The sequence below is a fragment of the Myxococcales bacterium genome, from assembly GCA_022563535.1.
In the GTDB taxonomy this organism is placed as follows: domain Bacteria; phylum Myxococcota_A; class UBA9160; order UBA9160; family UBA4427; genus DUBZ01.
In genome coordinates, this window is record JADFNE010000011.1 from 45,910 (window position 1) to 61,222 (window position 15,313).

General features: G+C 59.8%; 13 protein-coding genes. 8 read left to right on the plus strand and 5 right to left on the minus strand.

All coding sequences use genetic code 11. The annotated features are described in order from the left end of the window. Positions 1–70: 70 nt before the first annotated feature. On the minus strand, positions 71–670 hold the full coding sequence (locus IH881_05500; protein MCH7867132.1) for an HNH endonuclease: 600 nt from the start codon (positions 668–670) through the stop codon (positions 71–73). 38 nt (positions 671–708) lie between these two features. Then, positions 709–2,136, minus strand: coding sequence for an L-seryl-tRNA(Sec) selenium transferase (locus IH881_05505; GenBank protein MCH7867133.1), 1,428 nt, complete (start codon positions 2,134–2,136; stop codon positions 709–711). Positions 2,137–3,158: 1,022 nt separating this feature from the next. Here IH881_05505 and IH881_05510 point away from each other — a divergent pair. The 8 genes from IH881_05510 (at position 3,159) to IH881_05545 (ending at position 11,515) form a co-directional block, all read left to right on the plus strand. Further along, positions 3,159–5,114 carry an Rne/Rng family ribonuclease gene (locus IH881_05510; GenBank protein ID MCH7867134.1) on the plus strand — a complete coding sequence of 652 codons (1,956 nt, stop codon included), beginning with the start codon at positions 3,159–3,161 and terminating at the stop codon, positions 5,112–5,114. Further along, a complete protein-coding gene (rplU, locus tag IH881_05515; GenBank protein ID MCH7867135.1) occupies positions 5,114–5,425 on the plus strand; it encodes a 50S ribosomal protein L21 in 312 nt (103 codons plus the stop codon). Before IH881_05510 ends, rplU begins: the two co-directional genes overlap by 1 nt. 70 nt (positions 5,426–5,495) lie before the next feature. Next, positions 5,496–5,750 (plus strand): 50S ribosomal protein L27, encoded by a 255-nt coding sequence (gene rpmA / locus IH881_05520; GenBank protein MCH7867136.1) that lies wholly within the window; start codon positions 5,496–5,498, stop codon positions 5,748–5,750. Positions 5,751–5,990: 240 nt separating this feature from the next. Further along, entirely contained in the window at positions 5,991–7,061 is a 1,071-nt protein-coding gene (gene obgE, locus IH881_05525) for a GTPase ObgE (GenBank protein ID MCH7867137.1), read from the plus strand. Further along, positions 7,054–8,190, plus strand: a complete 1,137-nt coding sequence (gene proB / locus IH881_05530) for a glutamate 5-kinase (GenBank protein ID MCH7867138.1) — start codon at positions 7,054–7,056, stop codon at positions 8,188–8,190. The genes obgE and proB overlap by 8 nt, the downstream gene beginning before the upstream one ends. Before the next feature lie 75 nt (positions 8,191–8,265). Next, entirely contained in the window at positions 8,266–9,558 is a 1,293-nt protein-coding gene (locus IH881_05535; GenBank protein ID MCH7867139.1) for a glutamate-5-semialdehyde dehydrogenase, read from the plus strand. Then, entirely contained in the window at positions 9,555–10,709 is a 1,155-nt protein-coding gene (nadD, locus tag IH881_05540) for a nicotinate (nicotinamide) nucleotide adenylyltransferase (GenBank protein ID MCH7867140.1), read from the plus strand. Before IH881_05535 ends, nadD begins: the two co-directional genes overlap by 4 nt. 8 nt (positions 10,710–10,717) lie before the next feature. Further along, complete coding sequence (locus tag IH881_05545) at positions 10,718–11,515, plus strand: ComF family protein (protein ID MCH7867141.1); 798 nt, start codon at positions 10,718–10,720, stop codon at positions 11,513–11,515. On the opposite strand, the gene IH881_05550 is transcribed toward IH881_05545, so the two are convergent. The 3 genes from IH881_05550 to IH881_05560 all read right to left on the minus strand — a co-directional run bounded on the left by IH881_05550 (position 11,512) and on the right by IH881_05560 (position 15,313). Next, positions 11,512–12,585, minus strand: a complete 1,074-nt coding sequence (locus IH881_05550) for a response regulator (protein ID MCH7867142.1) — start codon at positions 12,583–12,585, stop codon at positions 11,512–11,514. The genes IH881_05545 and IH881_05550 overlap by 4 nt on opposite strands. A gap of 47 nt (positions 12,586–12,632) precedes the next feature. After that, positions 12,633–13,577 (minus strand): thioredoxin-disulfide reductase, encoded by a 945-nt coding sequence (gene trxB / locus IH881_05555; GenBank protein MCH7867143.1) that lies wholly within the window; start codon positions 13,575–13,577, stop codon positions 12,633–12,635. A gap of 83 nt (positions 13,578–13,660) precedes the next feature. Beyond that, positions 13,661–15,313: a hypothetical protein gene (locus IH881_05560; GenBank protein ID MCH7867144.1), complete on the minus strand. Its 1,653-nt coding sequence runs from the start codon at positions 15,311–15,313 to the stop codon at positions 13,661–13,663.

Sequence of the window (15,313 nt, forward strand, 5' to 3'; positions counted from 1 at the left end):
CACAGACCTGTCGCATTTGCAAACCCCTCACCGAACGCACTCCCCCCGAACGCCTGCCACTCATATCTTGTCACGCCGATCGAGAAATCTCGACCGTTTTTTCATATTCTCCCAAGAAGGGCCTCCACTCTTGATAGCGGACTCCGTGGGGCACCACGCTCATCAACGGCGACCAACGCGGTCGGCGCGGAGTGCGACGCAGTTTTACCCCGGCCTGCTCGGGGGTGCGGCCACCCTTGCGTCGGTTGCAGGGGATGCAGCAGCAAACGACGTTCTCCCAGGTCGTCTTTCCGCCCTGGGCTCGCGGGACGACGTGGTCGAGATTGAGCTGGGAGCGAGGCGGCATGCTGTCACAATATTGGCAGGTATTCGTATCGCGGGAGAAAATGTTCGCGCGGCTGAAGCGAACGTGTTTGCGCGGAACCCGGTTGTAGTAGCGCAGCACGATGACCCGGGGAATCGGAATCTTTCCGGTCAGTGTTCGGATGAAATCCCCGCCTCCGGCCACCGGACCGCCTCGCAGGCACCAGCGATCAAAGTCGAACATTTCGTAGTTTTCATTGACTGCGTTCGCGCCGCCCCGGTAGATCAGAGAGAAGGCTCGGCGGACCGATGTCACGTGAATCGGTAAAAATGAACGATTGAGGACAAGTACGCTCGAGTTCAACATCTCTTGCTAACGAAACCTACCCAAAGGGCCCGTGTCGTTCAACGGACCGCGAATTTGATAGCACTGGCGACAGCTTCCAAGTCTTCTTCGGCAAGTGTTCGCAGATCGATGCAGACAGCACCTTCACGCACACGAGCCAGAACCGGCGTTTCTGCTTCTCGCATCCTTCTCACAATACGATCCGTCGACAGTCCTTGCTGCGAACTCCGAATCGTCACCACCCAGCTTTCGAACTCCAGTCCGGGGAGTGAGCCACCCCCGACCAGAACCCGATCCTTGACAACGGCAAACTGAATCTGGTCGGTCGCGATGGACTTGATTCGGTCGATGAGCCGTCCGGCGCGAGTTTCAATTTGCTCACTGGATTCGAACATCATTTTAAGAATGGGGATGTCTTGCTCCGCCCGGCCTTCGAGCATCGCGTTGAGCGTCCAATCGAGGGCCGCGATCGTCATTTTGTCCACCCGCAGGGCGCGGGCGAGGGGGTTTTTGCGGAGCGCAGCGATCGTCGACTCGTTGCCGAGGATGATCCCCGCCTGGGGACCACCGATCAGCTTGTCTCCCGAAAAACAAACCAGGTCAACACCCAAGCGGACACGAGCTGGCGCGTAGGCGTCTCGCGGCAGCCCGCGATCGGTTAGATCAACCAGCGTGCCCGCTCCCAGATCTTCGACCACCGGGAGACCGTGGCTGTGGCCAATCTCTACCAGCGCTTCAAGGTCGACTTCGGCAACGTATCCCCGTTGCTCAAAATTGCTGCGATGAACCTTGAGAAGCAGCGCTGTGTCGGGCCCGATCGCCTGTTCGTAGTCCCGCGCATGGGTTCGGTTGGTGGTCCCGACCTCGACCAGTCGCACACCGGCGCGTTCCATGATCGCGGGAACCCGAAATGAGCCCCCTATTTCGACCAATTCACCTCGCGAGACTACGACTTCCCTGCCACTCGCGAGGGTATTGAGTGCCAACAAGACTGCGGCGGCGTTGTTGTTCACCACCGTGGCCGCCTCGGCCCCCGAAAGCAGGCAGATCTTGGCCGAGATCTCCGCCAGGCGATTCCCGCGGCGACCGGTCTCGAGGTCTAGTTCGAGATCCGAATACCCCACTGAGGCTTCGGCAGCCGCTTCGGCTGCACCCCGGGCCAGGGGCGAGCGACCGAGATTGGTATGGAGCACGACACCGGTTCCGTTGATGACCGGGCGAGGGTGGGGGCTCATGACTCTGGCAGCCTCGGCCGCCACCCGCACCGCCCACTGGGTCTCTGCGATCTGCTTCAATTCACTGGCATCTGCCCCGCGGGAAAGCATCGACTCAATTTCTTCGCGAGCAGACCGAAGAATTAAGCGAGAGGCAGCGAGGACCGCCCACTCGGACAGTTCGGGACAAGACCGAACTACTTCCCGGCACAGTTTGTCTACCGAGGGAAGGTGTCGTCGGGTGTCTGGGTTGACGCCGCCGCTCAGATCCATGATTGTTCTTTCAAGATTTTTGTCGGCCCAGGCTGGGCCGGCTCTGGAAAAGCAAAACTAGGTGCGGCCAGCAGACAAGTTGTAGGCAAGCCGCAACCACTACAAGCAGGAACAGCGAGAGATCAAGACAAACAGTACGGAAAGCGAGGGATGCACGCTCGGCCATCAGCCATCGACAACCAGATCGACTAGCAGATCCAGATTAAGAACAGGTTGATGGATGTCCGGAACCCCCCGCGGGATATGACACGCGCGTTCTGCCGAACGGAAGGTTCGAAGTCAGACGCGACGATTGCGAATTTGGACAAACATCCTTTAGCGGAGTACGGGATTCGCCCGGAGCAATAGAGCTAGACCAGTGCAACAGATTGAGACGAGTTCGTATCAGGATCAGTCGAGATCAAGAGTCAAACGGTCAAGAATTAAGTCGGGCCAGGTCCAAGGACATTGATTGAAGGACACTGCTTGACTGACGACTCGATCCGAGTGAATGAACGAATGCTGCAATGGTCAGTCGAGCCGCAGGACTTTCAATTGAGCCTGCAGCACCGAGTCGCTCCGGTCACAGAATCTCTTCTTCCTCTATCAGTCCACTGATCGCATCCAAGCCCATATCCCAGCGTAGTTTGTTTTGCTTCCAGAGTGTTGGTCATCTGAGATGGTCGGCGGCGGGGATGCTGCTTACGCATGGGACTCGGAAGACCTTGGATCCAGCCAGTGCCGCTATTGAAGTGAGGTCCTGTGCGAGTCGTAGATCAACAGTTTTTGTTCGGGATACAACCTGAGAGTGTCGTAGACCATTCGAGGTAACGAAGTCGCGCCTCGAATCCCAACTGATTCATCCCCGCCACGGCTGCCGATCGCAGCTGGACAAAAGACCCTCATGGTATCCCGATACGACTCGCCAGCGTCGAAGGGGATGGCTGTAGCTCTGTCAACGACCGTCGTTCTGCAACTTGTTATTTTGCAAGAACAGGAACAGGTCGGACGCTGCGGTTGTCACCCTCATCAGCGGGTACGCGATGCAAAATGAAATTGTAATCAACTCGGAACCCGGCGAGACCCGGGTTGCGATCCTCGAACGATCGACCTTTACCGAGCTCTACATCGAACGCGACAATGAACGCAGCGTTGTGGGCAATGTGATCAAGGGACGGGTCAGTCGAGTGCTGCCTGGTATGCAGGCGGCGTTCGTGGATATCGGCCTCGAAAAGGCCGGTTTCCTCTACGTGGGCGACTATTTCCCCGTACTCGAAGCCAATAAAGCCAACGGCAACGGCGACTCCGGCAACGGGCGTCGTCGTCGCGGTCGCACACGCACCCCGCCCAAGATCGAAACGGTCCTGCGCGAAGGCCAGGATGTCGTGGTCCAGATCGCCAAGGAGCCGATCGGCAGCAAGGGTGCGCGCATCACCTCGAACATCTCGATCCCGGGGCGCCACCTGGTGCTCACTCCCGGAGCAGGGCGTGTGGGCGTTTCGCGCCGCATCGAGTCCGACAAGGAACGTCGCCGCTTGCGGGAAATTGTCGAACGCCTCCGGGTAGACGACCTCGGCTTCATCATTCGCACTGCTGGACACGGAGTGCGGGAATCCGATTTCGAGGCGGACATTCGCTACCTCACGTCCGTCTGGAACGAGATCAAGTCAAAGATGGTAACCAGCGAGTCTCCATCGATTCTCTATACCGAGTTGGACTTGCCGCTCAAGATGATTCGCGACTATGCAAATTCAGAGACCTCCCAGATCTCCATCGATTCCGAAACCGTCTACACCGAACTCAAGAGCTTTGTCGATCAGTTCGTGGCCGATCCCAAGCCGAACATTCTGCACTACACAGCGGCGACCCCGATCTTTGACGAGTTTTCCCTCGAGTCGAAGATTCACGACAACCTCGAACGCAAGGTGATGCTCAAATCCGGAGGCCACCTGGTATTCGACCAGGGCGAGGCCCTCACCGCGATCGACGTCAACACGGGGCGCTTCACCGGCAAGCGCGACCTCGAAGAGACCATCCTCCGAACCAACCTCGAAGCGGTTCGCGAGATCGTGTACCAGCTGCGCTTCCGCAATATTGGCGGCTTGATCATCATCGACTTGATCGACATGGAGCCCGCGGATCACCGCGAAAAGGTATACCGGGCGCTGCAGGAGGCACTGCGGAGCGACAAGGCCCGCACCAATATCTTGAAGATCTCCGAACTCGGCCTGGTCGAGATGACCCGCAAGCGAACTCGGGAGAATCTCCTCCAGACCTTGTGTGAGCCATGCGACTACTGCGAGGGCCGCGGTTTCGTGCTGTCGCGCTCGAGCGTCGCGTTCAAGGTACTGCGCGAAGTTCGCAACGATCTACCCCGCTTCAGCAGCCGCCGCATCGCGATCAGCGTGAATCCACATGTCGCCGAGCAACTGTTGCGAGACGGCAGTTCGGCGGTGGTCAAGCTGGGTGAAGATCTTGGACGCGAGATCGAGATTCGCGCCCGACCGGGTATCCATCAGGAGCAGTTCGAGGTCCTGGCGCTGGACACCGGGCCGCCGGTCTCGATCCCGCTGCGCTGGCTGGACGGACCCGGCGAAAAGAAAGAAAATGGGAAGGACAAAAACAAGCGGCGGCGATCGTCGGGAAGAAATCAGAAGAAAAATGGCGGCGAGAAGGTCGACGAGCTGGAGGCAAAGGACAAAACTGCCGACGACGAGTCCGACCCAAGCGCCGAACTCACCCCGAGCGAGCAGCCGAGTCCGGATTCCCCGGAGGGGGTGCAGTTGGATACGGTCGAGAGGATCGAGGGCGAGCAGGACCCACTCCTCGCCAAGGCACAGGATCCCGACGACAAAGACGATGACAGCGCTGCGGCGGCGGACGACAGAGCTGCGGCGGCCAAAGAGTTGGACTCGATGGACATGGATACGCCCGAAGTGCTTGACGATCAATCGGAATTGCGGATACTCCCCGCCTCTCGCCAGCCTGAGGAGCCATGATGTACGCCGTTGTTAAAACTGGCGGAAAGCAAGTCCGGATGAACCCCGGAGATGCGGTCCGCATTGAAAAACTTGATGGCGAAGTCGGAGATACCATCGAGTTCAACGACGTCCTGATGGTCGGTGGTGACGAGGGTGTGAGAATCGGCACGCCCCAGGTCGACGGTGCCAAGGTGGTGGGCACCATTCTCGCCCAGGACCGTCATCCAAAAATCCGGGTGTTCAAGATGAAGCGCCGAAAGCGCTATCGCCGCACCCAGGGCCACCGACAATCGTATACGGAAGTTCAGATCGATCGCATCGAGGGCTGATCCAGCCGCTCGACTCGCGACGCGAGACAGACGACAGACGTATGACGTAAGACAAAGGGATCAAAGCACTATGTCGCACAAAAAGGGACAGGGCAGCTCACGCAACGGCCGGGACAGTAACGGTCAGCGGCGAGGCATGAAGATTTTCGGTGGCCAGGTGGTACGCGCCGGCAACATTCTCATGCGCCAGTGCGGAACCAAGATCCACCCGGGCAAGGGCGTTGGCGTGGGTCGCGACTACACGCTGTTCGCGTTGATCGACGGCACGGTTCGCTACGGCAAGTCTCGAGGCCGCACGGTCGCCTACGTAGACGTCCCTCAATAGTCAGCGCTGTAGTCAGCGCTGTAAGTAGTTACGCATCAGCCGATCCGAGAGTAGTAGACAACGCTCGTTTCCCCGGATCAGCAATCCCCAACTCAGCAAGCCCGTTCCTGAAATCCATCACGCGATGGCGACCGGTGCGCATCCGATCAAGGGCTGCGATTCGCTCGCCTCCCAGCCGGGCACCGACGCGCGGGCATGGCTCCTGTACTCTGTGCGCACGCTAGAACGAGGAAGACCTCGATGGGCACGAAAGCAAACTTTGTCGACGAAGTCTTCGTCAACGTAACCTCCGGAGACGGGGGCGACGGCATGGTGTCCATGCGCCGGGCGAAGTTTGAGCCCATGGGGGGCCCCGACGGGGGCGACGGGGGCCGCGGGGGCGACGTCGTCCTGGTCGCCGACGGAAACCTTCGCACCTTGCTCGATATCCGTCATCGTCGCGAGATCAAGGCGGAGCGGGGCGCCAACGGCGGAACCCGAGAGAAGACCGGCGCCTCGGGCAAGGCAGTCGAGATCCGCGTGCCTGTCGGAACCGAAATCTATGATCAGGATGCAGACGAGGGCAGCGCGCCGATCGTCGATCTCACCCTTGCAGATCAGTGCCACGTCATCTGTCGTGGCGGCAAGGGCGGCAAGGGAAACACCCGCTTCAAGACTTCCACGCGACAGACACCACGCTTTGCCCAACCCGGCCAGCGCGGAGAAACGCGCAGCCTCCGCATGACCGTAAAACTGTTGGCGGACGTCGGTTTCGTGGGCTTTCCCAACGCGGGCAAGTCCACGCTGCTGCGACAGATTTCAAAGGCTCGACCGCGCGTCGCCTCCTACCCGTTCACGACCCTGGTGCCCTCTCTCGGCGTCGTCGAGCGGGGAGAGCAACGCATTGTCGCGGCCGATATTCCCGGTTTGATCGAAGGGGCGAGCGAAGGGGCCGGCCTCGGAGACCGCTTCCTGCGCCACATCGAGCGCACCCGGGTGATCGTCCACCTGCTCGACTGTGGTGCGATGCTCACCGAGGGACGCGATTTGATCAACGACTACGACACCATACGCCGAGAACTCGGTCGCTATCGCGCAGACTTGATCGAGCGCCACGAAATTGTCGTGCTCAACAAAGTCGACCTACTTCACGACGAACGCGATATTGTGGCACTTGAAGAAGCCTTGCGGGATCGCGGCCTGCAAGCGTCGAGGATTTCAGGGGCCACCGGGGTCGGTTGTCGCGACCTCGTCAGCCTGATGTTCGACGCAGTGGCCGCGGCCAACGAAGCGGATACAGCAGATAAAGCCGAAAGTACAACCAATGAATAATGACGAGAGTCGAAAACTGCTCGCGCGCGCGCGTCGCATAGTCGTCAAGGTCGGGAGCAGCACCTTGACCCGGGACGGCAAGCTGCGACCGCGGAAGTTCTCGGACCTCGCGAAGCAAATTTCGGGCTTGGTGGATGACGGTCGCGAGGTCGTACTCGTATCCTCGGGCGCAATCGCAATCGGTGCGGCCAAGCTTGGATGGGATCATCCCCGGCATACGATTCCCGAGATGCAGGCGGCTGCCGCGGTCGGACAGATCGGACTCGTCGAGCTCTACCAGCGGCGCTTCGCAAGCCACGACCAAAAGATCGCGCAAATTCTACTGACTCGAATGGGCCTCGAAGATCGCGAACGCTTTTTGAACGCGCGACAGGCGCTGCACGAACTTCTCAAGTTGAAGGTCGTTCCGGTGGTGAACGAAAACGATACGATCGCGACCGAAGAAATCCGCTTCGGTGACAACGACAACTTGTCTGCAAACATCGTAAGCCTCGTGAGTGCCGATGCTCTGGTGATCTTGACCGACGTCGACGGACTCTATGTCGAACCCCCGATCGAGGGCCGGCGCAAACCGCAACTCTTCGATGTGATCGAAAAGATCACCCCCGAAGTCGAACACGCCGCCCAGGGATCGCCAAGCGCTTTCGGTCGCGGCGGCATGATCACAAAACTCGAGGCCGCGAGAACCGCTGCTCACACCGGAGCCGTCACCGTTGTGTGCAACGGCGCGACAAAAAATGTGGTCTCGCGCGTTCTCGCAGGTGAAGCTCTGGGCACAATGTTTCTCCCCGCCGCACGAATGGCGAGTCGAAAGCACTGGTTGGCGTTCACGACCCGGACCCGCGGTTCACTGATGCTTGACGAGGGTGCGAGTCACGCAATCGAAAAGCGGGGGAGCAGCCTGTTGCCGGCGGGGGTTACGTCACTTTCCGGCGACTTCAAGCGCGGTGACTCGGTGGCTTGCCTGGATCCCAAGGGACGGGAGATTGCGCGCGGATTGTGCACCTATGGCGCAGATGAAGTCCAACGGATCAAAGGTCTCCCCACACGGGAGATCGAGCGGGTGCTAGGATATTCGAACGGAGATGAACTCATCCACCGGGACAACCTCGTCATTCTATCTTCGTGAAGGTCGTAAAGGTCGTGAGCATCGCGAGCGCCGGTAGGAACCGAAGAGATACGCGCAGAACAGGAAGTGCGAGTCATGGAACAATCTCAAACGCTGGATCCGAATTTGAATCCCGAACTCCAAGAGCAAATTACGGGCCTGGCAACTCGAGCTGCGCGCGCTGCTCATGCGCTCGGTGATCTCGATACCGCGACAAAGAACGCATGGCTTTTGCGCTGCGCAGAACTGCTCGAAGAGTCCAAGGATGAAATCCTCGAGGCCAACCGACTCGATCAAGAAGAAGCGCGAAACAAGAACATCGCGGCTCCTCTAATAAACCGACTGTCGATCGCCGACGGCAAGTGGGACGACATGATTGCGGGGCTCCGCGATGTCGCCGCCCTGCGCGATCCAGTGGGGGAAGTGGCGGACAGTCACCTGCGACCCAACGGGTTGCGGGTCGCGCGCATGCGCATTCCGTTGGGCGTCATCGCCATGATCTACGAGTCGCGACCCAATGTCACAGTCGACGCCGCAGCACTCTGCATCAAGGCCGGCAACGCGGTCATCTTGCGCGGGGGATCGGAAGCCTTCCATTCCAATCAAGCGCTGGCCAAGGTCTTGCGCGCGGCCGCTCGCGAGACGGGAGTTCCCGAAGATGCCATCGCCGTGATGGGGACCACCGACCGCGCGGCGATCGACATCCTGCTCAAGCTCAACCGAGAGATCGACTTGATCATTCCCCGTGGTGGACCCGGGTTGATCCGCAAGGTGAGGGAAAACTCGACCATTCCGGTGATCTGTCACGACGAGGGCATTTGTCACATCTTTATCGATGCGAGTGCAGATGCGAAGATGGCCACTGAGATCGTTTTGGATTCGAAGCTGCGCCAACTCGCGGTTTGCAACGCCTTGGAGACGCTCCTGGTTCACCGGGATGCAAGCGAGACCGTGCTTCCCCAGGTGCTGAAGGCACTCCATGAAGAGGGCGTCGAAATTCGCGGCGACCAAACCGTCTGCGACGTGTTCTCCGAGGCGCGACCGGCGAGCGAAAACGATTGGGCAACCGAGTATCTCGACAAGATCTTGTCGGTGAAGGTCGTGGACGATCTCGACTCGGCAATCGACCACATCCGCGAGTTTGGCTCGAACCACACCGAAATCATCATCACCAACGATCAGGCAAATGGATCCGCGTGGCAGCGACGCGTCAATTCTTCCACCGTCGGGATCAATTGTTCGACCGCATTTGCGGACGGCTTCAGACTCGGGTTGGGTGCTGAAATTGGCATTTCGACTTCGAAGCTCCACGCGTACGGCCCGATGGGACTCGAGGGTCTCACGACCCAAAAGTTCATCTTGACCGGAGAGGGTCAACTGCGCGAATGAGCGCGGACGGACGTCGCATAGGAATCTACGGGGGTACGTTCAACCCGATCCATCGCGGTCACCTGCAGGCCGCGCGCGAAGTCGCGGGCGCCCTCGATCTCGAGCGAGTGATCTTCGTCCCCAGCGCACAGCCGCCGCACAAGACCCACGATGATCAGGACCCGATTGCTCCGGCACGGGATCGCTTGCGCTGGGTAAAGGCTTCGATCGCAAGCGAACCCTTGTTCGAACTCAACGATCTCGAACTCGAACGCTCGGGAGCGTCGTACTCGATCGACACCTTGCGCACCCTGGTCGGCGAATTCGCTCCGGCGCGGCTCGTATTCATCCTGGGACACGACGCATTCATCGAGATGGGAAGCTGGAAAGATCCCTGTGGCATCCTTCAGTTGGTCGACCTTGTCGTCGTATCCCGACCCCCGGCAACCCTTGACCACCTCGACCAGTGGCTTCCCGAATTCGCGCGCGAGTTGGTGGAGATCGCCGAGGACGGGCGCTCCGCGTTCTGCCGCAGGAGCGATACCCGCATCGACGTGTTGGCCATCGACGCGCTGGATGTTTCGGCGTCCGAGGTCCGAAGCAGGCTGGCCAGAGGGGAATCAATCGCGAAACTGGTACCCGAACCCGTCTGCGAAGCGATTGTTTCGAGCGGCCACTACATTTCGAGCAGCCACTACATGAAGAACAGCATGCAGAACAACGCAGATGATAAAATCAAGAGTGAAACGAAAGGACGTCCGGTGGAAATGATCGAAGACACGTTGCGCAAGAAGCTCTCCACAGTGATTGAAGCCGCGCTCGCGCGCAATGCCGATCGACCCGTGATTCTCGACGTGCACGAACTCACTTCGTATGCCGATTGTCTGGTCATCATGAGCGGCAACTCGAATCGGCAGGTGCGATCAATCGTCGGTCAGGTGGTCAAGGCCCTCAAGGCAGATGGCGACATACCTCTCGGGGTCGAAGGCGGCGACAACGCGACCTGGATGTTGATCGACTCCAACGACGTCATCGTGCACGTATTTGACCCCGATGCCCGCGAACTTTTCGATCTCGAAGCGCTGTGGGGCGACGCACCTCGAATCACCTTGGATATGCCCGAACTGACCCCCGTCAAAGCAGCGCAGCAGGCTACTACCAGCGTCGCCTGAGGGTTCGTTTGATCGCACGTCCGAAAGAGTTGGCGGGCTCCATGCTGCGAGGCTTGCTGGAATTTCTCTTGCCTCCGGTTTGTGCAGGGTGTGGCGCGCATCTACACGAGACCGACCACATTTCCGATCATGTTTTCGAGCGTGCTTGTGAGCGCGCGCCAGAAATTGAGTCTGTGCTGTGCGGCCCATGTTCGCGCGCACTGCAGTTCTTGAACCGTGAGGGCTGCCTGCTCTGTCAGCTGCCGACACCCAGCCGTCCCCATCGACTGTGCAGTCGTTGCAAGGGCGAGGGCTCTTCACTCGACGCTTGCACCGCCCGCGTTGCATTTGAAGGTCGAGCCGAGGGCTGGATCCGAGACTTCAAGTATCCCCGCAGTGGAATTGCCGGACTCTTGCCCGGCCCCGAGTCGATCGTCGTCGCACTCGCGCGCGATGTCTCCCAGATGCTCGTCCACCGCAGCCCCGACCTCGTGGTTCCCGTGCCCCTTCATCCGAGTCGCCTGCGCGCACGCGGGTTCAACCCGGCCACCACCCTCGCGCGGGCGATCGCCAAGCAAGTCGGCGGACGACTGACAACGGATTTATTGATTCGGCTCCGCGACACCCCAAGCCAAACCCACCTGGGGCGCCGGCAGCGGCGCAGCAACATTCGCGACGCATTTGCCTGCACCGCAGTTTCGGCGCCAGACATCTGGCTGGTTGATGACGTGGTGACGACCCGAAGTACTCTCGAAGAAGCGGCGCGCTGCCTGCGACGGGCGGGGGCGAAGAACATTCAAGCGATCTGCGCTGCGCGAACTCTCTAGCGCCCGATCGTTTCGCAAATGATTTGCCGCAAACGCCCGGGATCGAGCGGCTTCTTGAAGATCACTCCTTCGAGCCCCTCCATGCGCGCGCGCTTGATGATGTGGTCTTTGTCGTAATGAAAGGCAGTCATCATCAAGACGGGAAGATCGGGGTGGCTTTCTTTCAAGGTGAGGTAGAGCTTGTGGCCGTCCATCCGGGGCATCACGACATCGGTGAGCAGCAGATCGAATGTATTGCCGGCGAGACGTTCAATCGCCTCCACTCCGTCGCCAGCAGTCTCGACACTGCACCCTGAGCTTTCGAGGATCTCCTTGATGGAATGACAGATTCCCGCATCGTCGTCCACCACGAGCAACCGCACCCCACCCAGGCGGGCACGCCACTGCTGCAACTCAGATTCGGGATCACGGTGATGCTTGAGATCAACCATGCGCGAGGGACCGATATAGTTGATCGTCTCGTAGGAATCGGTTGCGACCATTTCGCCGAGCCGCTCGAGAATCTGAGCGATGCGCCCCACTTCGCGCCGGATCGCGTCGAGACGTTCGGTTTCGACCGACGTGTCGCGCTCGGCCGCCAGGTCATAGATCTCTTTCTCTAACAGCTCGGCCTGGTTCAAGATCACAGCAAGGGGGTTGTTGATCTCGTGGGACAAGCCGATCGCTACTTCACCCAGGATCGCGAGCTGGTCGCGATGAAGGATGTCCCGGAGATCCTTCGCGTAGCCGATGGTGCCGTCTTCCTGGCCCGCGTCGTCGTAGAGAATCGTGCCCGAAATTGCGACGGGGATTTCTTCCTGGTCCTTGGAGAGAAAGCAGGTCTCGAAGGTTTCAACGATGCCCACGCCGCCGTGGTCGGGGCTGCGCATCGCCGCCATGACCCGTTGGGCTTCTTCAATGTTTTTGTAAAGACGGGAGACGTGGTCGCCCATGATTTCTTCAGGGGTGTAACCTAGGCCACGCTCGGCGCCGTCGTTGTAGTAGGCAACCTTGCCGTCGCGCGTCGTCGCGATCACGATGTCGGTGGAGCGATCGGTAAGTGACTGGAGGCGATCTTTCGAAAGGGTCATTTCTCTACATCACCACTGAGTTTTCACAGTATGTTGTTTCGCTGCAGTCATTCCACACCCTGTTCGGCCAACCAGCGCTCGGATTCAATCGCGGCCATGCAACCCGTTCCCGCCGCCGTCACCGCTTGACGATAGGTGGGATCCGATACATCCCCGCATGCGAACACCCCTTCGATCGACGTTTGGGTCGTGCCGGGTTTCACCTGGATGTAGCCGGCAGCGTCCATCTCGATTTGGCCGGTGAACAAACTTGTATTCGGCTGATGGCCGATCGCAATGAAGAGCGCCTCGACATCAATGTCGCGCAGCTTGCCGTTTTGCGTGTCAATCAGACGTACGCCGGTCACGTATTCATCTCCGAGGACTTCTTCCACCTGGCTGTTCCAGGCAAATTCGATCAGCTCGTGATTTTTTGCGCGGTCGGCCATGATCTTGGAGGCCCGCAACCCATCGCGCCGGTGGATGACCGTCACTTTGGTGGCAAAGCGGGTGAGAAATAGCGCTTCTTCCATCGCGGTATCGCCACCGCCTACCACCGCCATCGCCTTGTTGCGAAACAGTGCACCGTCGCAGGTTGCACAGGCCGACACGCCGTTGTTCATCAGGCGTTGTTCGGATTCGATGCCGATCCACTTCGCCGATGCGCCCGTCGCGATCAACACTGCATCGGCGGTAAATTGCCGATCCGCAGTCGAAATGCGAAACGGTCGCTGCGAGAAGTCGACCTCCGTCGCGTCTTCGAGCAAGAGCTTCGTGCCGAAACGCTCCGCCTGTTTTTGGAAGAGTTCCATCATCTCGGGGCCCGTGATGCCGTCGGGAAAGCCAGGGTAGTTTTCGACGTCGGTGGTCAACATCAATTGACCGCCGAATGCCATGCCGCCGATCATCACCGGTTCGAGCTGCGCGCGACTGGCGTAGATCGCTGCGGTGTAGCCCGCGGGTCCACTTCCGATGATTAATACTTTGGTGTGATTTTCGTTCTGGGTTGCCATGACTTACCTGCGTAGCGCCGTGCTCATGCCCAGCTGCCGGGGCAGAATGTAAGCCCGCCCCGAAGGCTCTGCCAGAGGCAGCTTCAGAGAGGTTCGGTAATCGGCAACTCTTCCCACATCAGTTGCAGGAAGACGCCGATGAAGAAGGAGAGAAAAGTCATCACCAGGAGCGCCGAAGGAAAGGCCATCATGGGCTCGATCCCGATGATCCGCGGCAGCTCGCCCACAAATTGCATAGTGCCCGCGTCCGCATAGGATCCCACCACCCCGGCCTTCTCCGAGCCCCAGTTGCGCAGGACCATGAATCGCCCGACCAGATTGGTCATCACCACGCCGATTCCGAAGGCCTGCAGGAGCCCCAGAAGAAAAATTGCACGCGCGCGGGCAAAGGCTTCGTCGCGGTCGTGGATGCGCCGCTGTACCTCGACGTAGATGTAGAGCAGGGTGACGAGGCCCATAAACAGGGACACGGCCCCCAGGACCGCAATTGGCTGGTTGGCGAGGTCCCAGACCTCGTCGATCAGGAACACGGGCAGGTAGCCGACGATGATCCCGGCCGCGATCCGGGGCACGGATGCGTGAAAAAACGACAGGTCGCGCTTCCAGCAGAAGCGATAGAGGAGGAACCAGATCGCTGCAGCGTTCACCAGCGCGACCTCAGCCGAGCACAGCAAATCCAGCAAGGCCGGGTAGCGATCATAGAGAAAGCCGGCTGCGACAAAGGGCGAGACGAGGCCCAGCAGCGCCAAGGCGTGGTTGCGGGGCGTGTGCCACGAAAGGCTCCTGTCGCTCGAGCCGCGTCCCTGTTCCAGGGAGGCTCCGTGGTAAATCAGCGCAGACGAGTGCCGCACGTCATAGCGGCGCAGAAACCACCGCTCGAGCTTGTCCAGGATCCGCTGACAATCTCGGCTCGGGCGCCTCAGATAGGGCACCAGATCGCGGCTGCGGTCGATGGTGAGTGAAGGAGACACGCAGATGGCGCGCAATACCTCGGTCTCGCGATCTGCGAAGGGCGAATCCTCTTTTTCGAAGGCTTCGTTGTCCTCGTCCAGACAGGCTCCCTCGACCCAGAGAAAAAACGAGCGCTCGGCCATGCGAATCACCATGCGGTTGACCGCGTCCTGCGAGCCGCTCTCCATGGTGTAGAAGAACCCCCCCTCGCTGGAGTCATCTTCTGGATCCACGGGGTCGACTGCGCCCCGGATGTACTGCTCGAGATAGTCGGAGCTGACCCGGCCGTCCACCAACACCTGCAGCCCCCGGTAGACGAGCTTGCGCATCAACAATACCGCCACCCGAGCGCGGCGCTGTTCGGTGAGTTCCTTCGACGAAAGAAAGCGGCTCGCAATCTGACAGAAGAGCGCCACATCCTGATGGAGTCGTAGCTTCGGCTCGTCGGGCAGGCGTGTTCCGACGTCGTCGAGCAGGGCTTCGAGATACTGGGGGGCCTGGGTGAGCAGGTGGATCACCAGATCATGGGCGTCTCGTCGGTTGGCATTGGGCGAGAGCAACTCGGGGCGGTTCAGCAGATCATCGAGCTGGAAGAAGAGTTCCGCGGGATCGTGCTGCTCGCTGTGAAAGGAAAACGTTTCGGGGAAAACCCTGGCGTAGCCCTCGCCGCGATCGCACTCGAAGCGAACCTCCCGGGCGTGAAAAGCGAAGGTAAACCGGAAGCTGAGCGCGAGGCGCTCCATCCGAAACTCGAGACGACGGAGTCCCCCGTCCTCTTCAGGCAC